We start from the raw sequence: 26473 nt of genomic DNA, 5'->3' as shown, positions 1-26473 counted from the left end.
GCGGGCGGCACGGGACCGGCAGTACGGGACGGGCTGTCAGTGCCTCGTGGGATGCTTACCGCGATGGCCAGGAAGACAGATACCGCCGACCCGCTGACTCCTCTCACGCTCGCCGTGGGCCAGGAGGACCTCCTCCTCGACCGCGCCGTGCAGCAGGTGGTCGCCGCCGCCCGTGCCGCCGACGCGGACACGGACGTGCGCGACCTCACGTCCGACCAGTTGCAGCCCGGCACGCTCGCCGAGCTGACAAGCCCGTCGCTCTTCGCCGAGCGCAAGGTCGTGATCGTCCGCAACGCGCAGGATCTGTCGGCCGACACGGTCAAGGACGTGAAGGCGTATCTCGGGTCGCCGGCCGAGGAGATCACCCTCGTCCTGCTGCACGCGGGCGGGGTCAAGGGCAAGGGCCTGCTCGACGCGGCACGCAAGGCGGGCGCCCGTGAGGTCGCCTGCCCCAAGATGACCAAGGCCGCGGACCGGCTCTCGTTCGTGCGGAGCGAGTTCCGCGCCCTGGGCCGTTCGGCCACGCCCGAGGCATGCCAGGCGCTGGTGGACTCGATCGGCAGCGATCTGCGGGAGCTCGCTTCGGCGGTGTCCCAGCTGGTGGCGGACGTCGAGGGCACGATCGACGAGGCGGTCGTCGGCCGCTATTACACGGGCCGGGCCGAGGCCTCCAGCTTCACCGTGGCCGACCGTGCCGTGGAGGGGCGGGCCGCCGAAGCGCTCGAAGCGTTGCGCTGGTCCCTGTCGACCGGTGTCGCCCCCGTCCTGATCACCAGCGCCCTCGCCCAGGCCGTGCGGGCGATCGGCAAGCTCTCCTCCGCGCGGGGCGGGCGTCCCGCCGACCTCGCCCGTGAGCTGGGCATGCCGCCCTGGAAGATCGACCGGGTCCGCCAGCAGATGCGGGGGTGGACGCCGGACGGAGTGGCCGCCGCGCTGACCGCCGTCGCTGCGGCTGATGCGGGGGTCAAGGGCGGCGGGGACGACCCCGAGTACGCACTGGAGAAGGCGGTCGTCGCCATCGCCCGCGCGGCCAGGTTCCGCCGCGGCTGAACCCGTCCACGGGCGCCCCCCCCGCGCCCCCCACCTCGCGCAAGCCCCACCCAGCGCGACGCGAACCGGCTCGGCTCAGACCCCGGAGTAGGCGTGCTTGCCGCCGAAGAGGAAGTTCACGCCGTAGTAGTTGAACAGGTAGCAGCTGAAGGCGATCAGGGCGAGTGAGGCGGCCTTGCGGCCCTTCCAGCCCGCGGTCGCGCGTGCGTGCAGGTAGCAGGCGTAGGCGACCCAGGTGATGAAGGACCAGACCTCCTTGGGGTCCCAGCCCCAGTAGCGGCCCCACGCGTCGCCCGCCCAGATCGCGCCCGCGACGATCGCGAACGTCCACAGCGGGAAGACCGCGGCGTTCACGCGGTAGGCGAAGCGGTCGAGGTTGACCGCGGCGGGCAGCCGCTCCATGACGGAGGTCGCGAACCGGCCGGGCGTGCCGCCCTTGGCGAGCTTGCTCTCGTACGAGTCGCGGAAGAGGAAGACGAGGTTGGACACCGCGCCGAGGTAGAGGACCGCGCCGCAGAAGATGGCCGTGGAGACGTGGATCCACAGCCAGTAGGAGTGCAGGGCGGGGACCAGGGGGGCGCTGTCGGTGTAGAGCCAGGTGACCGCGATACCCAGGTCGAGCAGGACGGTGGTGACCAGCGGCAGACCGATCCACCGCACGTCCTTCTTCGTCAGGAGCAGCACGAGGTAGACGGCGACGGCCACCGTGGAGAACGTGAGGCTGAACTCGTACATGTTGCCCCACGGCGCCCGCCGCACCGAGAGGGCGCGGCTGAGCACGCCACCGGCCTCGGTGAGGAAGGCGAGCACGGTGAGGGACACGGCGATCCGGCCGTAGAGGTCGCCCTTCTCGTCGCCGCCGTGCGCACCGGGGCCGTCCTTGACGTCGCGTGCGTCGGCCGTGGAGCGGCCGATCACCTTCGGCCGGTCGAGTACCGCCGTCCCGCCGCTCGCCTGTGCCGTGCCCGCCCCCGCGGTCGCACTCCCGGCCCCCGCATCGCCGTCGGCGACGAGCGCCGCGGCCGTACGGCCGACCTTGCTGCGGCTGCCGAAAATCCATTCGGTGATATGGGCGAGGAAGGCCAACGTGTAGACAGCCATTGACGAATAGATCAGCACATTGCTGATGTGCGCCAAGTTCTCGTTGGCGGCGGCCAGATTCACTTCTCTGCCCCTTTGAAGGATTCAGACTGCGATCCGGGCGCGGTCCACGCCCGGGATCAGCCTAGCCTCCGCGCCCTTCCCGACGGCATCCGGGGCCCGCGTGTGCAAAGAGCAATGCCGGGCCACCTTGGGCCAGTTGGCGCACCGCCGCCATCGGGTCCGCCGGGCCGGGAAGCGGTGGGCGGGGAACTCGGGGGAGCGGTGCGCGACTTGTGGCGGAACTCAGGGAGTTGCCCCGACGCCCTTGATTAGAGGGGAGGTTGACGGCCACTCAGGCACCATGATTGAATCGATCAAGTTGTGTTTCGTGCCCATTGATTTCCGCCTGTCTCCGCTGGATCTGCTCTTGATTCCCGTGTGATGCAAGCCACTTTCACGGGTGCCATTCGCAGGGAACCCTCAAAGCGGGGGCCGGGGTTCCGTGTTCACATGGTGAGAAGCAGGGGGCCTCCGTTCTGTCTCGGAGGGGATTCGGCCGCGTACGGCCGGCACTTTATGCACGCAGAACTGAGTCTCATCGATCTGCATACGTCTCTCGATTCGCCGGTCATCGAATCGATGAACTTTCTCAATGAGGTCGCACAGCGTTTTCCGGACGCGCTCTCGCTCGCCGCGGGGCGGCCGTACGAAGGATTCTTCGACACCGCGGACATGCATCGCCATCTCCGCGTCTTCGAGGGCCATCTCCTTTCGGAGCACGACGGGGACGTGGCCCGGACGCGCCGAACTCTTCTGCAGTACGGCAGGACCAAGGGGATCATTCACGGCCTGATCGCCAAGAATCTCTCCGTCGACGAGAACATCGACGTCGATCCCGAGAGCGTGGTCGTCACGGTCGGCTGCCAGGAGGCGCTCTTCCTCGCCCTGCGCGCGCTGCGCCGGACCGAGGAAGACGTGCTGCTCGCCCCGATGCCCTGTTACGTGGGGGCGACGGGTGCTGCCGAACTGGCGGATATGCGGGTACTTCCCGTCAAAGAGAGCGCCGACGGCATCGACCTGGACGATCTCGCACGGGTGGCCGGGGAGGCGAAGGCGGCCGGACTGCGCCCGCGCGCCTGCTACGTCGTGGCTGATTTCGCCAATCCTTCGGGCGCCAGTCTCAGCCGTGAATCCAGGGAATCCCTGCTCCGGCTGGCCGGCGAGCACGACTTCCTCATCCTTGAGGACAACCCTTACGGGATCTTTCAGGCCACCGGCATCGAACCGCTCCCGACGCTCAAGTCCCTCGACCGGGACAGGCGCGTCGTTTACCTCGGTTCGTACGCCAAGACCGGCCTCCCGGGTGCGCGGATCGGATTTGTGGTCGCCGACCAGCAGGTGGCGACGGCGGACGGCGGGACCGAACTCTTCGCCGACCAACTGGCGAAGATCAAGAGCATGCTCACGGTGAACACCCCACCGGTCGCCCAGGCGGTGATCGGCGGAAAGCTCCTGGAGAACGACTACAGCCTGCGCGCGGCGAACGTACGGGAAACGGAGCTGTACCAGGGAAACCTCCGGCATCTGCTCAAGGAACTCGAGCGGAACTTCCCCGCGGGAAGCCGTCCCGAGGTGACCTGGAATACGCCGGCGGGCGGATTCTTCGTCGTCATCACGGTCCCCTTCCCGGTCGACGACGAACTGCTCGAGCATTCCGCGCGCCGGCACCGGGTCCTGTGGACCCCCATGCACCACTTCTACGGCGACGGACGGCCGCGACAGCAGATCCGGCTGTCCTTCAGCTATCTGTCCCCGGACGACATCACGATCGGCGTCGACCGTCTCGCGGAGTTCATTCGCGAGCAATGCGGTGTCTGACACACAAAATCCCCGCCCGGTGTTCAGCATCCGTTAGTAGCACCGCTGCATCTGGAATCCGCGGACAGGATTCCCCTGCCCGAAAACTGTTGTTCGGCCTGCATGAAGAAGGAAGAAGAAAATGAGTCCCTTTGATGAACTCGGAATCGACCACGTCGGCTTCTCCGTGGGCGACCTCGACGCCGCCACCGCATTCTTCACGGAGAGCTACGGCCTGAGCGTTTATGCCCGCTCGGTGGCGACCACGGACGCCGCGCAAGCAGGCGAGGCCCGTGCCGCCGTCGGCAGATCCGGCATCCGGTTCGTGCTGACCGACGCCCGGGGCGCCGACCACGCGGCAGCCGCCTATGCGGAGCGCCATGGTGACGGTGTGTCGGACATCGCGCTGAGCACGCCGGACGCCGCTGCCGCCTACGAAGAGGCGGTGCGCCGGGGCGCCCGCCCGGTCGCAGCGCCGCAGGACCACGACGGCGTCGTCACCGCGTCCATAGCCGCGTTCGGCGACGTGACCCACACGTTCGTGCAGCGCCCGGCGGGCACGGGAGCCCAGGCGCTGCCCGGCCTGACGCCGGTGACCGACGAGGGCGCGACCGCGTCCACGGACGGATCCGTGGACGCGCCCGCCGCGGGGCTGCACACGATCGACCACTTCGCCGTGTGCCTGGAGGCCGGCCAACTGTCGCCCACGGTCGCGTTCTACGAGAGCGTCCTCGACTTCGAGATGGTCTTCACCGAGCGCATCGTCGTCGGCGGCCAGGCCATGGACTCCAAGGTGGTCCAGAGCCGCTCCGGCACGGTGACGCTCACCCTGATCGAGCCGGACACGTCCCGTGAGCCGGGCCAGATCGACAAGTTCGTCAAGGAGCACGGCGGGGCGGGCGTCCAGCACATCGCGTTCGCCACGGACGACATCGTGCGGGACGTGACCCTTCTCGGCGGCGGCGGTCTCGCCTTCCTCAAGACACCCTCGGCGTACTACGACCTCGTACCGGAGCGCCTCAGCCTGCTGCGGCACTCGGTCGACCAGCTCCGCGCGCTCAACATCCTGGTGGACGAGGACCAGGACGGCCAGCTGCTGCAGATCTTCACGAAGTCGGTCCACCCGCGCGGCACCCTGTTCTTCGAGGTCATCGAGCGCCTGGGCGCACGCACGTTCGGCAGCGGCAACATCAAGGCGCTCTACACCGCGGTCGAGATGGAGATGGAGCGGGCGCAGCAGGACGGCGGCCGGTGACCCCGCTCTGCATCGCCGACGTGGCCCGCGTCGCGGGCGAACGACTGCCGCACGACGTACGGGACTTCGTCGACGGCGGCAGCGGCGACGAGTCCACCCAGGCCGCCAACAGGACCGCGCTCGACCGGGTCCGGCTGCTGCCCCGCGTCCTGGGCGGCACCGGCGAGGCCGACACGACCGCGAAACTGCTCGCCACCACGGCGGGGATGCCGGTGGCCGTGGCCCCGATGGCGTACCAGAGGCTGCTGCACGCGGACGGGGAACTCGCGGCGGCACGCGCCGCCCGGGACGCCCAAGTGCCCTTCATCATCAGTACGTTGAGCAGCTTCACCCTGGAGGAGATCGCCTCGGTCGGCGGTCCCGTCTGGTTCCAGCTGTACTGGGTGCACGACCGTGACGTGGTGCTCGACCTGGTCCGCAGGGCCGAGGACGCGGGGTGCGAGGCCCTGGTCGTCACGGTCGACGTGCCCCACATGGGCCGCAGGCTGCGCGACGTGCGCAACGGATTCTCGCTGCCCTCCGACGTGGTGGCGGCGAACCTCGGTCCCGCCCCGGTCTCCGCCGCGCACACGCGGCAGGCCGGAAGTTCGGCGGTGGCCACCCACACCGCCGCGGCCTTCGACCCGGCGATCGGCTGGGACGACCTGGCCTGGCTGCGCGGACGGACGAGGCTCCCGCTGGTCCTCAAGGGAATCCTGGATCCGCGGGACGCCGAACGCGCCGTGGACCTGGGCGCCGACGGGGTGATCGTCTCCAACCACGGCGGCCGGCAGTTCGCCGCCGCCGTGCCGAGCGTCACCGCGCTGCCGGAGGTCCTCGACGCGGTCGGCGGCCGGTGCTCGGTGCTGTTCGACAGCGGCGTACGCACCGGTATGGACGTCCTGCGTGCCGTGGCACTGGGCGCCGACGGGGTGCTGTGCGGCCGTCCGGTGCTCTGGGGCCTTGCCGCGGACGGCGAGGCCGGGGTGCGGCTCGTGCTCGAACTGCTGCACACCGAACTGCGCGAGGCGCTCCTGCTGTCCGGCTGTCCCGACCTCGCGGCCGCGGGCGATCTGCGCACGGTCCACCTCTGACCCGGTCCGGAGGTCATGCCCGCGGCGGCCGTAGCGGCCCGCGGGCATGACCCCCGGTCGGGGCGAGCGCCCCCGAGTGGCACCCGAGCGCGGCCTCAGGCCGCCGTGATCAGCGGGAAGAGCCCCATGTCCGCCGCCGCCTTGAGGTAATCGGCACCCGCCGTGCCGCCGGTGCCGGGCACCCGCCCGATGATCTTCATCGTGACGCCCCAGTGCGTGCGCTTCATCCCGCGCCAGTTGGTGTCGAGCCGGTGCATGGCGTCCTGCAGACGACGCGCGTCCCGCGTCGACCAGCCCGCGGCCCGCTGCAGGAACTGCTCCTGCAGCGTGGCGTCGAAGGTGAACAGCGGGCCCTTCTCCGGCCGGTGCGTCCCGCCCTCGCGCTTGGCGCTCACCGTCTCGACCAGCTGATAGGGCCTCGACTGGATGGCGCTCGCGCCATGGGTGTGGTCCCGGATCACCGCGAACGACTCCGGCGGCATCGTGGTCAGCACCCGGTAGAGCGGCCCCGTGGAGCCGGAGAGCCGGCTCGCCGCCGTCTCCAGCACGGCCGCCGCGTCGGCCGGGCGGTCCGCGCGGACCGCCTCGACCGCCGTGGTCAGCGCCCGCGCCGTCAGCGTGAACAGCCGCTCGAACAGCTGGATGGAGCGGATGAACATCCGCTCGTCGTGCAGCGTCGTGACCGGAAGCAGCGCCATCTCCACGGCCCTCGGAAGCGCGGGCGGCGCCTCGGCCAGGACGGCGGCCACCGCTGCCCGCGCGGCGTCCGCCGCGGCCTCCTCGTCGGGGCCGCCGAGCGCCCCGCGCAGCGTGTCAAGCGGCGCGGTGTCGGTCAGGCCCGTGGGGGCGTAGTCGGCGAGGCGGGCCAGGGCCTGCCAGACGGCCGTGGTGCGGGTGCGCTGACGGGGGTCGCTCCCGTCGGCCGCCAGCGCCTCGGTCTCGCGCGTCACGACATCGGCGAGCAGCACCGCCATCAGCCGGTCGTCGGCCAGGTCGGCGGCTTCCGGTGTGCCGTCCGCCGTCCACTGGGCCACTCCCAGTACGTCGTTCCCGGCGTACGAGACGTAGTTCATGGGCCGGTCGGTGAAGGTCAGGGGAAGCCAGCTGTCGAACACCCAGGCGTCCGGCGACGACCAGGGGCGGGCACGCCCCGAGCACTCGACGCCGAGCCGGGCCCCGCGCAGGGCGGCGACCAACTCGGTGGAGACGGCGAGCTTGCCCACCCGCTGGTAGTAGTCGACGACCTCGCGGTACGGGAAACCGCGGAAATCGGTGTGGCCCGGCCCCAGTGCCCGATGCGTCCAGGCGGTCACCGCGTCATGGGCCTGCCGCAGCGCCCGGTTGTGGTCGCGGACGGTGCCGCGGCCCAGGGCCGCCCCGCCGACGCCGGTCTTCTCCTGCTCGAGGTGCTCAGCGGATCCCCCCACCGACGCCTTCTCGGTCATATACACGCTCTCACCAATTCCCCGAGTCGCTAGACCCGTTCGGCGTTCTTGGAGTTCATGGCATCGACCAGGCTCTTGGGACGCATGTCCGTCCAGTTCCGCTCGATGTGGTCCAGGCAGGCCTGGCGGGTGTCCTCGCCGTGCACCCGCTCCCAGCCGGCCGGTACGTCGGCGAAGGCCGGCCACAGGGAGTGCTGGCCCTCGGCGTTGGCCAGGACCAGGTAGCTGCCGTTGTCGTCCTCGAAGGGGTTGGTCGTCATGGTGTTGCCTCTCCTTGTCGTGGACCGGACATCCGGTCGTTGAGTACCCGAGTGATCACGTCCAGCGCGGCCGGGGTGGTCATCTCAAGGTGCGTGCAGTCCACTTCGTACTCATGGATCTCACCCGTCACGTGGGAGTCCCACGCCTTGACGGCGTACGGGTGCGACCCCTCGGCCCGCCCTGAACGGAAGGCCAGGACGTCGCCCCGGAACACGCCGGGCTCGAACTCCCCGGCGATACGGCGGTTGTTGGTGGCGACACGGTTGAACGCCGCGATCCCGGCCTCCCCGATACCGGCCAGCGGGCTGTCCTGCTCGCGCAGCAGCCCGGCGATCTCCGCAGCCGACAGGGGCTTGTCCCGGTCGTCCGCCGCCGGGCCGAGCGCCGCCGCGAGGACGGCGAGGATCTCCTGCTCCAGATCGCCCTGCGGATCGCCTTCGGGGGCGAACGACTCCTCGGCCCGTGCGGGGTAGGAGTCCAGCAGCGCGAGCAGTTCGACCCCGGCGCCCTCGCTCTGCAGCCGGGTGGCGATCTCGTGGGCCACCAGGCCGCCGAACGACCAGCCGGCCAGGCGGTAGGGGCCCGTCGGCCGGACCGCGCGGATCTGGGCCACATAGTCCGCGGCCATCTCCGCGAGATCGGCCGCGCACTCCTCACCGGCGTTCAGGCCGCGGGCCTGAAGGGCGTAGACGGGGGTGTCCTGGCCCAGGCGCGTGATGAACCCGGAGTAGCACCAGCCGATGCCGACCACCGGGTGGATCAGGAAGTACGGGGTGCTGTCCCGCTTACCCGCCCGCAGCCGCAGCGGGGTGGCGAACGGGTCGTCGTCCTGGTGCAGCCGCCGGGAGAGCCCGGCGACCGTCGGCGCCTCGAAGATGCTGCGGATCGAGGTGCCGGTGCCCAGCTCGGCGCGGACGCGGTTGACGAGACGGGTGGCGAGCAGCGAGTGGCCGCCGAGATCGAAGAAGTCGTCGTCGATGCCGACCGATGCGAGGCCGAGCACCTCCGCGAAGAGCCCGCACAGCAGCTCTTCCCGCGGGGTGCGCGGCGCCCGCCCGCCGGTGCCGCGGCCCGCCGTGACGTCGGGCGCCGGGAGCGCCCTGCGGTCCAGCTTGCCGTTGGGCGTGAGCGGCAGGGCGGGCAGCGTGACGACGACCGAGGGGACCATGTACTCCGGGAGGCGGTCGCGGACGTGCGCCCGCAGGGCTTCGGACAGGTTCTCGGAGACAGCATCGGAGGCACCAGGGCCAGGGGCCGGGGAGTCTCCCGCGGAAGCGGCCACCACATACCCGACGACCCGCTTGTCGCCGGGGCGGTCCTCGCGGACCACCACCGCGGCCTGTGTCACCCGGGCGTCGGCGACGAGCGCCGTCTCGATCTCGCCCAGCTCGATGCGGTGTCCTCGCACCTTCACCTGGTGGTCGGTGCGGCTGAGGTACTCCAGCTCGCCGTCCGGGGTCCAGCGCGCCAGGTCACCCGTGCGGTACATCCGCGACCCCGGGGCCCCGTGCGGGTCCGCCACGAAACGCCCCGAAGTGAGCGCGGGACGGCCCAGATAGCCCCGGGCCAGCCCTTCGCCCGCCAGGTACAGCTCTCCGGCCACACCGGGAAGGACCGGGCGCAGGGCGCCGTCGAGCACGTAGGCGCGGGTGTTGAGGATCGGACGGCCGATGGTGGGCGCGGGCCCTTCGATCGTGACCGACGTCGACCACACCGTCGTCTCCGTCGGCCCGTAGAGGTTGGTGACCTCCGCGCCCGTCTCCCGCATCCGGGCGGCCAGCGTGGCGGGCAGCGCCTCGCCGCCCACCAGCATCCGCAGGCCCTCCGCGGCGGACGCCTGCTCGGCCAGCAGCGAGTGCCAGAGCGTGGGCGTCGCCTGCATGACCGTCGCCCCGCTGCGGCGGATCAGGTCGCCCAGGGCCGCGGGGTCGAGCACCGCGTCCCGCTCGGCCACGACCACGCTCGCCCCGGTGAGCAGCGGCAGTTGCAGCTCGAGCGCGTGGATGTCGAAGGCGACCGTGGTCACCGCGAGCATCCGGTCCGCCGTGCCCAGCGGGAACGTGCCGCCCATCGCGGTCAGGAAGTTGAGCAGCGCCCGGTGGGGCACCACGACCCCCTTGGGCGCGCCCGTGGAACCCGAGGTGAAGATCGCGTAGGCCGGGTGATCGGGCCGCAGCGCGGCGGTGCGGTCCGCGTCGGTCAGGTCGTGCCCGTCCCGCTCCGCCAGGTCCGCACGCAGCTCCGGGTCGTCGAGGCAGAGCGTCACCTGGCCCTCGGGCAGCAGGTGGCGGTCCTCCAGAGTGGTCAGGGCCACCGGCGGCCCGGCCTCGGCGAGGATGGCCGCGACACGCTCGCGCGGATGCCCCAGGTCCACCGGAAGGTAGGCGGCGCCCGCCTTCTGGACGGCCAGCAGCGCGACGACCAGTTGCGGGGAGCGGGGCAGTGCGAGGGCGACGAGCGTCTCGGGCCCGGCGCCGCGGGTCACCAGAAGGCGTGCGAGACGGTTGGCCTCGGCGTTCAGCGCGGCGTACGTGATGATGTCGCCGTCCCGCCACAGTGCCACGGCCTCAGGGGTGCGCGGCGCCTGCTCCTCGAAGAGCTGGAACCAGCACTGCTCCGAGAGCCCGGCCGCGGTGTCGTTCCACTCCTCAAGGACGCGCCGCCGCTCCCCGGAGTCAAGGACGTCCACCCGCGCGACCGGAAGCCCGGGGTCGGCCACGGCGGCCCGCAGCACCCGGCGCAGCCGCTCGGCCCAGCCGAGGACCGTCTCGCGGGTGAACAGGTCGGGCCGGTAGGTGAGCCGGAACCGGAGCCGCGGGCCGGGCAGCACCGTGAGCGTCAGGGGGTAGTGGGCGGCGCCCTGGCCCTCCGTGCCCGCGATCTCCAGGCCCTGGTAGGCGGGCTTGCCGTCACCGGAAGGGGCGGGGTAGTTCTCGAAGACGTAGAGCGTGTCGAAGAGTTCACCGCCCGTCCCGGCCAGCTGCTGGATCTCCCCGAGGCCGACGTACTCGTACGCAGCGAGGGACGAGCGCTCGCTCTGGAGCTGCGCCATCGTGTCCGCGACGGACCGGGCCGGGTCGAGGCGGAGCCGCACCGGGACGGTGTTGGCGAAGAGACCGATCATCGACTCGACGCCGGGAAGCTCCGGCGGCCGCCCCGAGACCGTCGCGCCGAAGACGACGTCGTCGCTGCCGGTGAGCGCGCCGAGCACCTGCGCCCACGCGCCCTGGACCACCGTGTTCAGGGTGAGGCCGCCGCGCCGGGCGAACTCCGCTATGCCCGCGGTCAGTTCCGCGTCGAGCTCGGCTTCGGCCTCATCGGGCAGCACGGTCTCGCGGCCCGCGCCGGGCGGGCCGAGCAGGGTCGGACCCTCCAGGCCCGCGAGGTGCCGCTGCCAGGCATCGGTGGCTTCCGTGCGGTCGCGCCCCGCCAGCCAGCGCAGGTAGTCGCGGTAGGGGTGGACGGGAGGCAGCGTGTGGTCGCTGCCTCCCTGCGCGTACATGGTGAAGAGCTCGTGCAGCAGCAGGGGCACCGACCAGCCGTCGAGCAGGATGTGATGACTCGTCAGCACGAAGCGGTACTCGGCCTCGGCGAGCCGGATCAGCCGGCAGCGGACGAGCGGCGGCTTCTTGAGGTCGAACCGGGTCGCACGGTCGTCGGCCAGCGCGTCGGCGAGCCGCTGCGCACGCTCGGTCGCGGGGAGCGCCGAGAGGTCGAGCTCGATCCACGGAACCCGTACGCGTTCCAGGACGACCTGCACCGATTCGCCGTTACGGCGCTGGCGGAACGCTCCCCGCAGGTTGCTGTGCCGCCGCAGCAGCCCGTCGGCCGCCCGGCGCAGGGCCAGGGGGTCCAGGTCCCCGCGCAGGTCGAAGACGAACTGCAAGTGGTAGACGTCCGCGCCCTGTTCGTCGTACATCGAGTGGAACAGGAAGCCCTCCTGGAGGGCCGTCGGCGGCAGCACGTCCTCAATGCGTGCCGGAGCGCGCCTCGCGCCCGATTCGCGCTTCATCCCTGGTCCCCGTCCTTGTCCTCGTCCTCGTCGAACTGGTCGTACTCGTCGAGATCGCCGAAATCGCCGAAATCATCGAGGGCGAACTCGTCCTCGAACGCCTCGATCTCGCCCTGGTCAAGGCTGACCAGGTCGAAGTCCGATGCCGTCGCGCCACCGGCGTCGGTCCGCTCCACGTGCCGGGCCATCACGGTCAGCGCACGCACCCAGGTGTCCGCGATCGCGGACACCCGCGCCTCGCTCAGCAGGCCGTCCGGCCACGTCCACACGGCGCGCAGCTCGGGGCCGTCCGGTCCCGGCCGCGTCATGGCGTTGACCGCGAGCGGGTTGCGCAGCGGCATCGCGGTGCCCGGCGGGATCCCCGCGCCGTCGTCCCGCGTGGCCTCGGGGGCCAGGCCCCAGTCGGCCGGCTGCCCCGAACCGTCGAACCGGCCCAGGTAGTTGAAGCCGATCTGCGGGACGGGCAGGGCGGCGAGCGCCGGGGCGGTCTCCGCGTTGAGGTACCTCAGCAGGCCGTGGCCCAGGCCCTGTCCCGGCACGGTCCGCAGCTGCTCCTTGGTGCGCTTGAGCACCTCGGAGACCGTGGGCCCCGCCTGCCACAGATCGTCCCAGTCGACGCCGCCCGGCTCGATGCGCACGGGGTGGACGCTCGTGAACCAGCCGAGGGTGCGGGACAGGTCGAGCCCCTCCACCAGGTCCTCGTGCCTGCCGTGGCCCTCGACCTCCACGAGCACCGGGCCGTCGTCGGGCTCGTCGCGGCCGGCCAGCGACGCCAGGGCGAGCGCGGTGAGCAGCACGTCGTTGACGCCCGCGTTGTAGGCGGCGGGCACCCGGGACAGCACGGCGTCCGTCACCGCCGCGGGCAGCGCGACCGTGAGCGAGCGTGCCGTGGCGGTGGTGTCCCGTGCCGGGTCGAGTTCCCGTACGCCGATGGGCCGCTCGGGCCGCTCGTGCAGGGCGGTCCAGTAGGCGAGTTCGGCCGTACGGGAGGGCCGCGCGGCCTCCTCGGTCAGAAGCTCCGACCAGCGCCGGAAGGACGTGCCCACCCTTTCGAGCCGGGGCGCGGACCCCGCGGCGACGGCGCTCCAGGCCGTGCTCAGGTCGTGCAGCAGGACGCGCCAGGACACCCCGTCCACCGCCAGGTGATGGATCGTCAGGAGCAGCCTGCCGGGAGTGTTCGTACCCGCGTCGAACCAGACGGCCTGGAACAGCACGCCGTCGCGCGGCGAGAGGCGCTCGCCCGCGGCGGTCGCCTCCTTGGCCATCAGCGCGCGGGCCGACTCCGTGTCCATGCCCGCCGTGTCGACGCGGCGCAGCTGCTCGGCGGCGGACACCGTGCCGGTGGCCCGCACCCGCAGGCGCCAGTCGTCGCCCACGACCTCGTCGTCCGTGACTTCGAGGCGCAGGACGTCGTGCTGGTCCACGGCCGCCTGAAGCGTCGCGGCGAGCCCCGTCTCGGTGAGGTCGGCGGGGACCTGGAGGAGCACCGCCTGGAGCAGTCCGTCCAGACTGCCGCCGCGTGCGCGCAGATCGTGCATGACCGGCGTCAGCGGTACGTCACCCACACCGTCATCGGCGGCGAGCGTCACGTCGGATGCCGTCAACTCACCGGCGACCGAAGCCAGTTCGGCGAGTGTGCGGGTGCGGAAGACGTCCTTCGGGGCGAGCGCGAGGCCGGCCGCGCGGGCCCGGCTCGCCAGCTGGATCGAGCCGATGCTGTCCCCGCCGAGCTCGAAGAAGTTGTCCTGCACGCCCACCTGCTCCAGGCCGAGCACCTCGGCGACCAGACGGCACAGCAGTACCTCCCGCTCGGTGCGGGGCGCGGCGGCGGATCCGGTGCGGTAGACGGGAGCGGGCAGCGCGGCCCGGTCCAGCTTGCCGTTGGGGGTCAGCGGCAGCTCGTCCAAGGTGACCACGGCCGACGGGACCATGTAGTCGGGCAGCAAGCCGCCGACATGGGCCCGCAGTTGGGACGCGTCGAAGTCGGGTATGTTCCCCCGGCCCGCATCCGCGGCGGCGACGACGTAGGCGACGAGACGCTTGTCGCCGGGACGGTCCTCGCGGACGACGACCGCGCTCTGCGCGACCGAGGGATGGCGGGTGAGCGCCGCCTCGACCTCGCCCGGCTCGATGCGGAAGCCGCGCACCTTGACCTGGTCGTCGGCCCGCCCCGCGAACTCCAGCGTGCCGTCGTGCAGCCAGCGCGCCAGGTCACCCGTGCGGTACATGCGGGAACCCGCGGGGCCGTACGGATCGGCGACGAACCGCTCACCCGTGAGCGCGGCCCGGTCCAGATAGCCGCGCGCCAGCCCCGCGCCCGCGATGTACAGCTCGCCGACGGCGCCCACCGGCGCCGGCGCGAGCGCGGCATCGAGCACGTACGTCCGCGTATTGGCCATCGGCCTGCCGATCGGCAGCCGGTCGCCGAGGGCGTCAGCGGCGGTGACGAGGTGCGTCGTGGCGCACAGGGTGATCTCGGTCGGCCCGTACAGGTGGCGGACGGCCACGTGCGGAGCGGCGCGCAGCACGCTCTCGACCGCCGCGACCGACACCACGTCGCCGCCGGTGAGGATCTCCCTGACGCCGCCGAGCGCGTCCCCCAGGTCGTCCGCGACGACGCGGAACAGCCCCGCCGTGAAGTGGACGCCGGTGATGCCCTCCTCGACGATCAGCCGCTTGAGCTCGGCGATGTCCGGCTCGCCGGGGGGCGCGAGCACGACCCGCGCGCCGGAGAGCAGCGGAACCCACAGCTCGTAGTCGGAGATGTCGAAGGCGTACGGGGCGTGCATCAGCACATGCTCATGGCGGCCCCCCTCCGCCCAGGACGGGTCGAGAGCGAGCTCCAGGAGCGAGCGGTGGGAGATCGCGATGCCCTTGGGCTCCCCGGTCGAACCGGAGGTGTGCATGACGTACGCGAGAGCATCCGAAAGCCCCGGAACCAGCGGCGCGTTCTCCGCGACCCCGCCCTCATCGGCGAGGACGACCGTCGCGGCGTTCTCCGGCACGCCCCGCTCGCGCCAGGCGAGGTCGGTGACCAGGACCCGGGCGCCGGAACCGCTCAGCACGTCCCGCATGCGTTCGTCCGGGTAGCTCTCGTGCAGCGGAGCGTAGGCCGCGCCGGCCTTGAGGACGGCGAGCAGGGCGACCACGAGGTCCGCCGACCGCTCCATCAGCACGGCGACCCGGTCCTCGGGACGCACACCGAGACCGACCAGCCGGTGGGCCAGCCCGTTGGCCCTGCGGTCCAGTTCGCCGTACGTCAGATGCCGGGAGCCGGAGGTGACGGCCACGGCGTCCGGCCGCAGCCGCGCCTGCTCCGCGAACGTCTCGTGCGCCGTCGAACCGAGCCCGGGAACGGCCACGCCCGTGTCGTTCCACTCGACCAGGGTCCGGTGCCGCTCGTCCGGTCCGAGCACGTCGAGCAGGCCGACCGGAAGGTCCGGATCGGTGACGACGGCGCGCAGCAGCCGCTTCAGGCGGTCCGCGATCAGGGCGGCGCTCTCGGGGTCGAAGAGATCGGTGCTGTATTCGAGCATGCCGCGGATCCCGGCGGCGCTCTGCCCGTCCGTGTCCTCCCGCAGGCTCAGCGACAGGTCGAACTTGGCGACGCCGACGTCGACCGGCTCGGCTCCGATGGTGAGGCCGGGCAGTTCGAGGGCGGTCTCCGGGTTGTTCTGGAAGGCCAGCAGGATCTGGAAGAGGGGGTGTCGTGCGCGGGATCGGGTCGGGTTGACGAGTTCGACGAGGCGCTCGAAGGGGATGTCCTGGTGGGCGTAGGCGTCGAGGTCGGTGGACCGGACGCGGGAGACCAGCTCACGGAAGGTGGGCTGCCCGGAGACATCGGTACGCAGGACCAGGGTGTTGGTGAAGAAGCCGATGAGGTCGTCGAGCGCTTCGTCGGTGCGTCCGGCGATGGGGCTGCCGATGGGGATGTCGTCCCCGGCACCCAGCCGGTTCAGCAGGGCCGCGAGGGCGGCCTGCACGACCATGAAGACGGACGAGGACGACTCACGGGCGAACGCCACGAGCCGCTGGTGCAGTTCGGCGTCCCACTCCACGGCGACACGGCCACCACGGTGGCTCGCCTCCGCCGGACGCGGCCGGTCGGTGGGCAGCTCCAGTTCCTCGGGTAGAGCGCCGAGTTGCCGGCGCCAGTAGCCGAGCTGGGCGTGCGCGACGCTGTCCGACTCGGCTTCGTCGCCCAGGAGTTGACGCTGCCAGAGGGCGTAGTCGGCGTACTGGACCGGCAGAGGCTGCCAGCCGGGGGTCTCGCCCTTCAGGCGGGCCGCGTAGGCCGTGCCGAGGTCATTGGCGAGGGGGCCCATGGACCAGCCGTCGCCCGCGATGTGGTGCAGCGAGAGGAGCAGTACGTGATCGGTCTCGTCCAGCGTGAACAGGCCTGCCCGCACCGGTATCTGGGACGACAGGTCGAAGCCCGCCCCCGCTGCCGCGCTCAGCAGCCCCGGCAGCTCCCGCTCGTCGGTCCGCGTGACGGACAGGGCGAAGGCGGCCTGGGCCGGGGCGAGGATCCGCTGCTCGGCGTGCCCGTCGGTCTCGGTGAAGACGGTGCGCAGCGACTCGTGCCGGGCGATGACGTCGCCGAGCGCGCTCTGGAGGGCCTCGCGGTCCACGGTGCCGGTGAGGCGCAGCACCACAGGCATGTTGTAGAGGGCGTCCGCGTCGTGCAGACGGCTCAGCATCCACAGGCGGTGCTGGGCGAAGGACAGCGGCAACGGCTCAGGACGCGTCTGCCGCGCCAGCGCCGGGCGGGCCGCTTCGGCGCCGGTCGACACGGCGGCCAGTCCCACCACCGTCGGGGCCTCGAACAGGGTGGCGAGCGGCAGCTCGATCCCGAGGACCGACCGGACCCGGCTGACCAGGCGGGTGGCGAGCAGTGAATGCCCGCCCAGATCGAAGAAGTTGTCGTCGATGCCGACCCTGGTGAGGCCGAGGACCTCGGCGAACAGGCCGCAGAGGACCTCCTCGCGCGGGGTGCGCGGGGCACGCCCCGAGATCGCCGCGTCGTAGTCCGGGGCGGGCAGCGCCTCGCGGTGCACCTTGCCGGTGGGGGAGAGCGGGATCGCGTCCATGGTGACGACGGCGGCCGGGACCATGTATTCGGGGAGTGAGGCGGCGACGTGGGCGCGCAGTTCCGCCGCGTCCGCCTCCTGGCCGGGGTTCGCGGGGACGACGTACGCGACGAGGCGTTTGTCGCCGGGTCGGTCTTCGCGTACGACGACTGCGGAGTGGGCGATGGTGGGGTGGCGATCCAGGACGGCGGCGATCTCGCCGGGTTCGATGCGGAAGCCGCGGACCTTGACCTGGTCGTCCGCGCGCCCGAGGTATTCCAGCTCTCCGGCCGCGTTCCAGCGGACGAGGTCCCCGGTGCGGTACATGCGCTCGCCGGGCTCCCCGAACGGGCAGGGCACGAAGCGCTCACCGGTCAGACCCGGACGCCCCAGATAACCCCGCGCCACACCGCGTCCGGCGACATACAGCTCTCCGGGTACTCCGGCCGGGACAGGCATGAGCCCCGAACCGAGCACGTAGAGATGGGTGTTGGACAGCGGGCGGCCGATCGGCAGCGCTCCGGAATCCGGGCCCGTGCCGGGAGCGATCCGGTGCTCCGAGCAGCTGACGGTCGTCTCGGTCGGACCGTAGACGTTCCGCACGGTCACCCCGGGGTGGGCGGAACGCCAGCTCTCCAGCGCCTCGACGGACAGCGCCTCGCCCGCGAGCAGCAGGTCGCCGGACGGTGACGCGTGCCCGGGAAGGGCTTCGAGCAGCGGCAGATGGCTGGGTGTGCCCTTGAGCAGGGTCGGTGCGGCAGCAGGGAGCCCGGCCTCGTCGAGGCTGCCCACGCACACGGAGCCGCCGACGGTCAGCGGCGTCAACAGTGCGGTGACCGTCATGTCGAAGGACACCGAGGAGTGCAGGAGCGCGGAACCGCCCGCGCTCGGGTAGCTCCGACCCGCCCACTCCAGGTAGTCGACGAGGTTGCGCTGCTCCACGACGACGCCCTTGGGGACGCCGGTGGAACCCGAGGTGTAGATGACGTACGCAGGGTGGTGCGGCAGCAGCGGACGGGTCCGCCGCTCGTCGTCCGGGTTCTCGGCGACGGGCGGTACGCGGTCACCGAAGAGCCGCGGCAGCCCGGACGGCCCCCCGACGCTGTCACCGTCGCCGGGGCTGATGCCGTCGAACTCCGCCCGCCCGGCGACCGTCTCCTCCGTGGTCAGGAGCAGCGCGGGCGCCGAGTCCCGCAGCATGTGCGCGATGCGGTCGGCCGGATAATCGCAGTCCACCGGCAGATAGGCGGCACCGGCCTTGAGTACGCCGAGCAGCGCGGCGAGCAGCCGCGGCGACGGCCGCATGGCCACCGCCACCAGGTCCTCGGGGCCCACGCCACGCTCGGTCAGCTGCCGCGCCACACCGTTGGCGAGCGTGTTGAGCTCGGCGTAGCTGAGGGTGGTGCCGTCGTGGATGACGGCGTCGGTGTCCGGGGTGCGGGCGGCCTGGGTCTCGAAGAGGGCGGGCAGGGTGTCGTGCAGGACCGGGACCGCGGTGTCGTTCCAGTCGGTCAGGATGCGCCGGCGCTCGTCCGCGCCGAGCAGCTCCACTCGGCTGACCGGGAGGTCCGGGTCCGCCAGGAGGGCACGCAGGGTGTGGGTGAGGCGCGCGGTGAGCCCGGCCGCGGTGTCGTGGTCGAAGAGGTCGCCGTTGTACTCCAGCGTGCCGCCGATCCCCGCGGGGCCCTGATTCCCGTGCCGCTCCTGGACGTTGATCGACAGGTCGAACTTGGCGACACCGATGCCGACCGGCTCGATCCCGACGGTGAGACCGGGCAGTTCGAGGGACGCCTCAGGGGTGTTCTGGAAGGCGAGGAGCACCTGGAAGAGGGGGTGGCGTGCGCGGGAGCGGGAGGGGTTGACGAGTTCGACGAGGCGCTCGAAGGGGATGTCCTGGTGGGCGTAGGCGTCGAGGTCGGTGGTGCGTACGCGGGTGAGCAGCTCGCGGAAGGTGGGCTGCCCGGAGACGTCGGTGCGCAGGACCAGGGTGTTGGTGAAGAAGCCGATGAGGTCGTCGAGTGCTTCGTCGGTGCGTCCGGCGATGGGGCTGCCGATGGGGATGTCGTCCCCGGCACCGAGCCGGTTCAGCAGCGTCGCGAGGGCGGCCTGCACGACCATGAAGACCGACGAGGACGACTCACGGGCGAACTCCACGAGCCGCTGGTGCAGTTCGGCGTCCCACTCCACGGCGACACGGCCACCACGGTGGCTTCCCTCGGCGGGCCGCGGCCGGTCCGACGGAAGGTTCAGTTCGTCCGGGAGCCCCGCCAGTGTCTCGCGCCAGTAGTCGAGCTGGGCGTGCGCGATGCTGTCCGACTCGGTTTCGTCGCCGAGGAGTTGACGCTGCCAGAGGGCGTAGTCGGCGTACTGGACCGGCAGGGGCTGCCAGTTCGGGGCGGCGCCTTCGACGCGCGCCGCGTAGGCCGTGCCGAGGTCGTTGGCGAGAGGCCCCATGGACCAGCCGTCGCCCGCGATGTGGTGCAGGACCAGCGAGAGCACGTGCTCGGTGGCACCGAGCTTGAACAGGCCCGCCCGCACCGGTATCTGGGTCGAAAGGTCGAAGCCCGCCCCCACTGCCGCGCTCAGCAGCCCGGGAAGCTCCCGCTCGTCGGTCTCGGTGATGGGCAGCGGCACGGAGGAAGCGGCCAGCACGCTCTGGTGGGCTTCGCCGTCGGTGTCGGGGAAGACGGTGCGCAGTGATTCGTGCCGGGCGATGACGTCGCCGAGCGCGGCCTGGAGTGCCTCGCGGTCGAGGGTGCCGTTGAGGCGCAGGGCGAGCGGCATGTTGTAGAGGGCGCCCGCGCTCTCCAGGCGGTTGAGGAACCACAGGCGGCGCTGCGAGAAAGACAGCGGTACCGCGTCCGGTCGCGATTGCCTCGTCAGCGCGGGCCGGGCCGTGTCGGTTTCGGCGGAAGCGGTGGCGGCTGCGAGTCCGGCCACCGTAGGCGTCTCGAAGAGTGCGCTCAGGGGCAGTTCGATGCCCAGAACCGACCGGACCCGGCTGACCAGGCGCGTTGCGAGCAGTGAGTGTCCGCCGAGGTTGAAGAAGTTGTCGTCGATGCCGACCTGCTGGGCGCCGAGGACTTCGGCGAAGAGGCCGCAGAGGACTTCTTCGCGCGGGGTGCGCGGGGCGCGGCCTGCCACGACGGCGGTGAAGTCGGGTGCGGGCAGGGCGCGTCGGTCCAGCTTGCCGTTCGGGGTCAGGGGCAGGACGTCCATGGTGACGACGGCGGCCGGGACCATGTACTCCGGCAGCGAGGCGGCGACGTGGGCGCGCAGTTCCGCCGCGTCCGCCTCCTGGCCAGGGTCCGCCGGAACGACGTACGCAACGAGCTGACCGGGGCGGTCGGCCCGCGTGTCCACGACCGCCTGGGCGACCGTCGGATGAGCCGTGAGGACGGACTCGATCTCGCCGAGTTCGATGCGATGGCCGCGGACCTTGACCTGGTCGTCCGCGCGCCCGAGGTATTCCATCTCCCCGGCCGCGTTCCAGCGGACGAGGTCCCCGGAGCGGTACATGCGCTCGCCGGGCTCCCCGAACGGGCAGGGCACGAAGCGCTCACCGGTCAGACCCGGACGCCCCAGATAACCGCGCGCCACACCGTCACCCGCCAGATACAGCTCACCCACGACACCGACCGGCACCGGGCGCAGCCGCGCGTCGAGGACGTAGGCCCGCATGTTGGTGACCGGCCGGCCGATCGGCGGCTTGGCGTCGCCGGAGAGCGGCCCGCTCATCGTGGCGCAGACGGTGATCTCCGTCGGACCGTAGGCATTGATCATCCGGCGGCCGGGCGACCAGCGGCCCACCAGCTCGCCGGACGACGCCTCGCCCCCCACGAGGAGCGTGCGCACCGTGGGCAGGTCCGACGGCGCGAGGACGTCGAGCACGGACGGCGGAAGGAGCAGATGGGTCACCTCGTGCTCGGCGGCGAGCGCGACCAGCGGGGCTCCGGGCCGCAGCCGGTCGGGCGAGGCGAGGACCAGGGTGGCGCCGGACAGCAGCGCCATGGACAGCTCCCAGAACGCCGCGTCGAAGCTGAGCGAGGCGAACTGGAGCACCCGGTCGCCGGGGCCCAGGTCGAGGAGATTGCCCCGGGCGTCGAGCAGGCTCGCGACGCCGGTGTGGGTGCAGACCACTCCCTTGGGGCGGCCGCTGGATCCCGAGGTGTAGATGATGTAGGCCGCGTGGGAGAGCGTGAGCGGGCCGAGCCGCTCGGCGTCCGTCACGTTCGCGTCGCAGAAGCCGGGACCGGCGCCGACGCCAGGATCAGCGCCATGGCCGGCGCCGCCCCCGCAGAACTCCTCCGCCGTCCAATACGCCGTCCCCGCGGGCAGCCCACCCGCGAGAGCGTCCGTCGTGAGCGTGAGCCGGGGCGCCCCGTCGGTGAGCAGGTACGCGATGCGGTCGGCGGGGTAGGCCGGGTCGACGGGCAGATACGCGGCACCGGCCTTGAGCACGGCGAGCACCGCGACGACCAGCTCCGCCGAGCGCGGCAGCATCAGGGCCACCGTGTCCTCGGGACCGATGCCGCGCGCGATCAGCGCGCGGGCAAGGCGGTTGGCGCGCCGGTTCAGCTCCCCGTACGACAGGCTGGTGCCGTCAGAGGGACTGGTGCCGTCGAAGGGACCGGTGCCGTCGAAGACGACGGCGGGTGCGTCCGGCGACCCGGCGGCCCGTGCCTCGAAGAGCGCGGGCACGGTCAGCCGCGGCACGTCCCGCCGGGTGTCGTTGAAGTCGGCGGCCAGCTGGGCGTGTTCGCCTGCCGTGAGCAGCTCGATGTCGCCGATGCCCCGCTCGGGCGTGGCCGCCGCGGCGCTCAGCAGCCGCCCCAGGCGGGCCACCATCAGCTCCACGGTGCCCTGGTCGAACAGGTCGGTGCTGTACTCGATGAAGCCTTCGAGCCCGGCGGGCGCGCCCTCGGCGTCCCGGGTCTCGGTCAGGCTCAGCGAGAGGTCGAACTTGGACCCGCCGGGATGCACGGCGTACCGGTCGAGGTCGAGGCCGGGCAGCTCAAGGCCGGCCTCCGGGGTGTTCTGGAGCGCGAGCAGGATCTGCACCAGCGGCTGCCTGCCCGCGGAACGCGCCGGGTTGAGCACCTCGACGAGCCGGTCGAACGGCAGGTCCTGATGGGCGTAGGCCGCCAGGTCGGTGGACCTGACACGGTCCACGAGCTCGCCGAAGCCGGGATTGCCCGAGGTGTCGGTGCGCAGCACCAGGGTGTTGACGAAGAACCCGACGAGGTCGTCGAGCGCCTCGTCCGTACGGCCCGCGACAGGGCTGCCGATGGGGATGTCCTCGCCCGCGCCCAACCGGCTGAGCAGCGTCGCGAGCCCGGCCTGGAGCACCATGTACAGCGTGGCCCCGCGGCCCGCCGCCAGCGCCGCGAGCGCCCGGTGCAGCTCCGCGTCGAAGGCCACCGGCAGCGCGGCGCCCTCGTGGCCCGACACCGCGGGGCGCGGCCGGTCCGTCGGCAGGTCGAGCTCCTGCGGCAGCGCGGCGAGCGTCTCGCGCCAGTACGCGAGCTGCTGGTGGGCGAGGCTTTCGGGCTCGCTCTCGTCGCCGAGAAGCCGGCGCTGCCACAGGCTGTAGTCGGCGTACTGGACGGGCAGCGGCTGCCAGCCAGGCTCGCCGCCCTCAAGGCGGGCCGCGTACGCGGTGCCGAGGTCGCGGGCCAGCGGGGCCATCGACCACTCGTCGCCCGCGATGTGGTGCAGCACCAGCGCCAGTACGTGGTCCCGCTCGCCGAGGCTGAACAGGGTGGCGCGCAGCGGTATCTCGCGGGACAGGTCGAAGTCCGTGCGCGCCGCGTCGCTCAGCAGGCCGGGCAGGCGCACCTCGTCGGTCTCGGTCACCGGCAGCGGCACGGTGGGGGAGGCGAGCACGGTCTGGCGCGCGGCGCCGTCGGTCTCCGGGAAGACGGTGCGCAGCGACTCGTGCCGGGCGACGACGTCACCGAGCGCGGCGCGCAGCGCCTCGCGGTCAAGGCCGCCCCGCAGCCGCAGGGCCAGCGGCATGTTGTACGTCGATCCGACGCCCTCGACCTGGTGCAGGAACCACAGCCGCCGCTGGGCGAAGGAGAGCGGGACCGCGTCGGGCCTGGCCATCGCCACCAGCGCGGGACGGACGGCGGCGCCCGCCGCGGGGCCTGCGGCGAGCGCGGCGGCGAGGCCCGCCACGGTCGGCGACTCGAAGAGGGTGCTCAGCTGGATCTCGGCACCGAGCTCGGCCCGCACCCGCACGGCGAGGCGGGTGGCGAGCAGCGAGTGGCCGCCGAGCTCGAAGAAGTTGTCGTCGATGCCGAGCTGCTCCACGCCGAGGACCTCGGCGAAGAGGTCGCGCAGGATCTCCTCGTGCGCGGTGCGCGGCGCACGCCCGAAGGAAGCGCCGTCGAACCGCGGCGCGGGCAGCGCACGCTGGTTGAGCTTCCCGTTCGGCGTCAGCGGCAGGAAGTCCACGGTGACCACGGCCGAGGGCACCATGTACGAGGGGACGGACTCACCCGCGTACGAACGGAGCTCGGACGGGTCGACGCCGCCGTCGCGCGGCACCACGTAGGCGACGAGGCGCTTGTCGCCCGGCCGGTCCTCGCGTGCCACGACCGCGACCTGGGCGACCCGCGGATGGTGGGAGAGCGCCGCTTCGATCTCGCCGAGCTCGATCCGGAAGCCGCGGATCTTCACCTGGTGGTCGGCGCGCCCCTCGTGGACCAGCAGACCGCCGGACGTCCAGTGGGCCAGGTCGCCGGTGCGGTACATCCGGGCGCCCGCCGGGCCGAAGGGGCAGGCGACGAACCGGTCGGCGGTGAGCCCCGGGCGGCCGAGGTAGCCGCGGGCGAGCCCGGCACCGGCCACGTACAGCTCACCGACGGCGCCCGGCGGCACCGGCCGCAGCGCGGCGTCCAGGACGTAGGCACGCAGGTCCGGCAGTGCGGGGCCGACGGTGCTTCCGCTGTCGGCGGCGGCCGACTCGCGGGTGAGGGCGTGCTGGGTGACGTGCACGGTGGTCTCGGTGATGCCGTACATGTTGACGAGCGTGGGGCGGTCGTCGGGGTGGCGGTCGAACCACTCGCCGAGCCTGCCCGGGGCCAGCGCCTCACCGCCGAAGACGACGTAGCGCAGGGCGAGGCGGGTGTCGGGGCGCCGCTGGTCGGCCTCGATCAGCTGGTAGAACGCCGACGGGGTCTGGTTGAGCACCGTGACCCGCTCGTCGGCGAGCAGTTCGAGGAAGGCCTCGGGCGAGCGCGAGACGGCGTGCGGCACGACGACCAGACGGCCCCCGTACAGCAGCGCGCCCCACAGCTCCCACACCGAGAAGTCGAAGGCGTAGGAGTGGAAGAGCGTCCAGACGTCCCGCTCGCCGAAGCCGTACTGCTCCTCGGTGGCCGAGAGCAGCCGGGTGACGTTGCGGTGGGAGATCACCACGCCCTTGGGCTTGCCCGTCGAACCGGACGTGAAGATCACGTACGCCGGGTGGTCGGCCCGCAGCGCCGCGGTCCGGTCGGCGTCGGTGAGGTCGCTCGCGGGGTACCCGTCCACGTCCCGTACGGACTCGACGCCGTCGATCATGACGACGGGCCGGGCCTCGGAGACGATGGCCTCGATCCGGGCGGCCGGCGCGTCCGGGTCGATCGGCAGATATCCGGCGCCGGACTTGAGTACGGCGATGACGGCGACGACCAGTTCGACGGAGCGCGGCAGGAGGAGCCCGACGAGCCGCTCGGGCCCGGCGCCCCGGGAGACAAGGCGGTGGGCGAGCCGGTTGGCCCGCGCGTTCAGCTCGCGGTAGGTCAGCCGCTCGCCCGCGTGGACCAGGGCGGTGGCGTCGGGGGTGCGCAGGGCCTGCGCCTCGAACCAGGCGGGGAGCGTCCCGGCGGCCAGGTCGCGCGCGGTGCCGTTCCACTCCTCCAGGACCCGGCCGCGCTCGTTTGGCGCCATGACGTCGAGGGTGCCGATGGGCCGTGCGGGGTCGGCGGTCAGCGCCCGCAGATACGCGACGAAGCGCTGTCCGTGGGCGGTGATGGCGTCGGCGTCGTACGCGGCGACGTTGCCCGTGACGCGGACGCCGATGCCGTCGTCGCCGGAGCCGCCCTCGAAGATGATGACGAGGTCGTCCACGGGCCCGCTGGGCATGCCGTGGACGGAGGCCAGGCAGGGGCCGAACGGCAGGCCCTCCTCCAGCGGGAGGAAGTTGATGGAGGGGCCGAACATGCGGCGGGAGAGGCCGCCGAGGCCGAGGTCCTTGCGGAGGTCCTCGCCGCGGTAGCGCTGGTGGCGCAGCAGGCCGCGCATCTCCTGGCCGACGTGCCGTTGCAGGTCGGCGAAGGACATGCCGGGCCGCACGGCGATCCGCAGCGGCAGCACGTTCGAGGCCATGCCGGGGGTCTCCCGGGTGACCGGCGTGAGGCGGCCGGTGACCGGAAAACCGAGTACGACGTCCTCGGTGCGGGTGAAGTGGCGCAGATAGGCCGCGGCGGCGGCGGTCAGGGTGACCTGCCAGGTCGACCGCGCCTCACGCGCCAGCCGTTTGATTTCCGCGAAGTAATCGGATTCCAGCCACGAGCCGTGGCTCTTCGACTCGGCCCACAGCCCGGTGGCACGGTCGGGAAGGTTCAGAATGTCGGGGTCGTCGCCGTACTTTTCCAGCCAGTACTCACGGTCCCTGGCACTTCGCTCGCCTTCGGCGTACTTCATGTCCTCGTCGAGGAAGTCGGCGAGCGGCGAGAAAGGCGTCGCGGGCATCTCCTGGCCGTCGTCCGTGAGCGCGGAGTAGCACGCGGAAACGCGCTGCACGAGGAGATTGAAGGCATAGGCGTCGCACACGATGTGGTGCGTCCGCATGTACCAGAAGAACCGGTCGGGACCCACCTTGAAGAGCATCTGCTTGAACAGTGGACCATTCAGCAGATCAATGGGCCGTTCGAGGTCCGACTGCATGGCCGCGAATGCCGTGGCCCGGGGATCGTCGTCCGCGGTGAGGTCGATGCGGGGGAGCGGCCAGTCGCGTCCGGACCACAGGGACTGCCGGGGGACGCCGTCCGCCTCGCCGAAGGTGACGTGCAGGGCCTCGGCCTCGTCGACCGCCTGGCGCAGCGCTTTCTCGAACAGCGCCTCGTCGAGAGCGCCGCGAATCTCCACGTAGCCGTTGACGTTGTAGAGAAGGCTCTCCGGAGCCAGCTCCTGAGCGAACCAGACGCGCTCCTGTGCCACCGACAAAGGTTTGCTTGCGGACTGCGGCCCGTCGAACACTCTGAGATTCCCCCACGCGTCAGCAGGGGGCGAATCTCCTCTGGCCCCCCGGTGTGCGGGAGTTCACCCCGTCCGCACACACATTCCAAAGTCGAACAAGATCGAAGGCTAGCACCATG

The 26473-nt window shown here is 72.0% G+C and carries 9 protein-coding genes; 4 read left to right on the top strand and 5 right to left on the bottom strand.

The window, feature by feature from the left end:
• Nucleotides 1-63 precede the first annotated feature (63 nt).
• Nucleotides 64-1050: a DNA polymerase III subunit delta gene (gene holA, locus ACFUPX_RS06960; RefSeq protein ID WP_383317245.1), complete on the top strand. Its 987-nt coding sequence runs from the start codon at nucleotides 64-66 to the stop codon at nucleotides 1048-1050.
• 75 nt (nucleotides 1051-1125) lie between these two features.
• Here the strand turns inward: holA and ccsB are convergent, their stop codons facing one another.
• The gene (gene ccsB, locus ACFUPX_RS06955) at nucleotides 1126-2214 is read right to left on the bottom strand and encodes a c-type cytochrome biogenesis protein CcsB (protein ID WP_383317241.1); all 1089 of its coding nucleotides are present in this window, start codon (nucleotides 2212-2214) and stop codon (nucleotides 1126-1128) included.
• A 558-nt stretch (nucleotides 2215-2772) separates the two neighbouring features.
• On the opposite strand from ccsB, the gene ACFUPX_RS06950 reads away from it, so the two are divergent.
• From ACFUPX_RS06950 to ACFUPX_RS06940, 3 genes are all read left to right on the top strand, one after another.
• Complete coding sequence (locus tag ACFUPX_RS06950; protein WP_383317239.1) at nucleotides 2773-4011, top strand: PLP-dependent aminotransferase family protein; 1239 nt, start codon at nucleotides 2773-2775, stop codon at nucleotides 4009-4011.
• Between the two features lie 121 nt (nucleotides 4012-4132).
• Nucleotides 4133-5245, top strand: a complete 1113-nt coding sequence (hppD, locus tag ACFUPX_RS06945; protein WP_383317236.1) for a 4-hydroxyphenylpyruvate dioxygenase — start codon at nucleotides 4133-4135, stop codon at nucleotides 5243-5245.
• The gene (locus ACFUPX_RS06940; protein WP_383317233.1) at nucleotides 5242-6318 is read left to right on the top strand and encodes an alpha-hydroxy acid oxidase; all 1077 of its coding nucleotides are present in this window, start codon (nucleotides 5242-5244) and stop codon (nucleotides 6316-6318) included. The genes hppD and ACFUPX_RS06940 overlap by 4 nt, the downstream gene beginning before the upstream one ends.
• A gap of 95 nt (nucleotides 6319-6413) precedes the next feature.
• On the opposite strand, the gene ACFUPX_RS06935 is transcribed toward ACFUPX_RS06940, so the two are convergent.
• From ACFUPX_RS06935 to ACFUPX_RS06920, 4 genes are read right to left on the bottom strand one after another with little or no spacing between them, the layout of a single operon-like run.
• Complete coding sequence (locus tag ACFUPX_RS06935; protein WP_383317230.1) at nucleotides 6414-7763, bottom strand: hypothetical protein; 1350 nt, start codon at nucleotides 7761-7763, stop codon at nucleotides 6414-6416.
• A gap of 29 nt (nucleotides 7764-7792) precedes the next feature.
• On the bottom strand, nucleotides 7793-8023 hold the full coding sequence (locus ACFUPX_RS06930) for an MbtH family protein (protein ID WP_383317226.1): 231 nt from the start codon (nucleotides 8021-8023) through the stop codon (nucleotides 7793-7795).
• Nucleotides 8020-12036, bottom strand: coding sequence for an amino acid adenylation domain-containing protein (locus tag ACFUPX_RS06925; protein WP_383317223.1), 4017 nt, complete (start codon nucleotides 12034-12036; stop codon nucleotides 8020-8022). Before ACFUPX_RS06925 ends, ACFUPX_RS06930 begins: the two co-directional genes overlap by 4 nt.
• Complete coding sequence (locus ACFUPX_RS06920) at nucleotides 12033-26315, bottom strand: amino acid adenylation domain-containing protein (protein ID WP_383317221.1); 14283 nt, start codon at nucleotides 26313-26315, stop codon at nucleotides 12033-12035. The genes ACFUPX_RS06925 and ACFUPX_RS06920 overlap by 4 nt, the downstream gene beginning before the upstream one ends.
• Between the last annotated feature and the right edge of the window lie 158 nt (nucleotides 26316-26473).

Origin of the sequence: Streptomyces sp. NPDC057302, from assembly GCF_042667685.1 — a bacterium.
In the GTDB taxonomy this organism is placed as follows: Bacteria; Actinomycetota; Actinomycetes; order Streptomycetales; family Streptomycetaceae; genus Streptomyces.
This window is presented reverse-complemented; position numbering and strand designations above follow the sequence as displayed.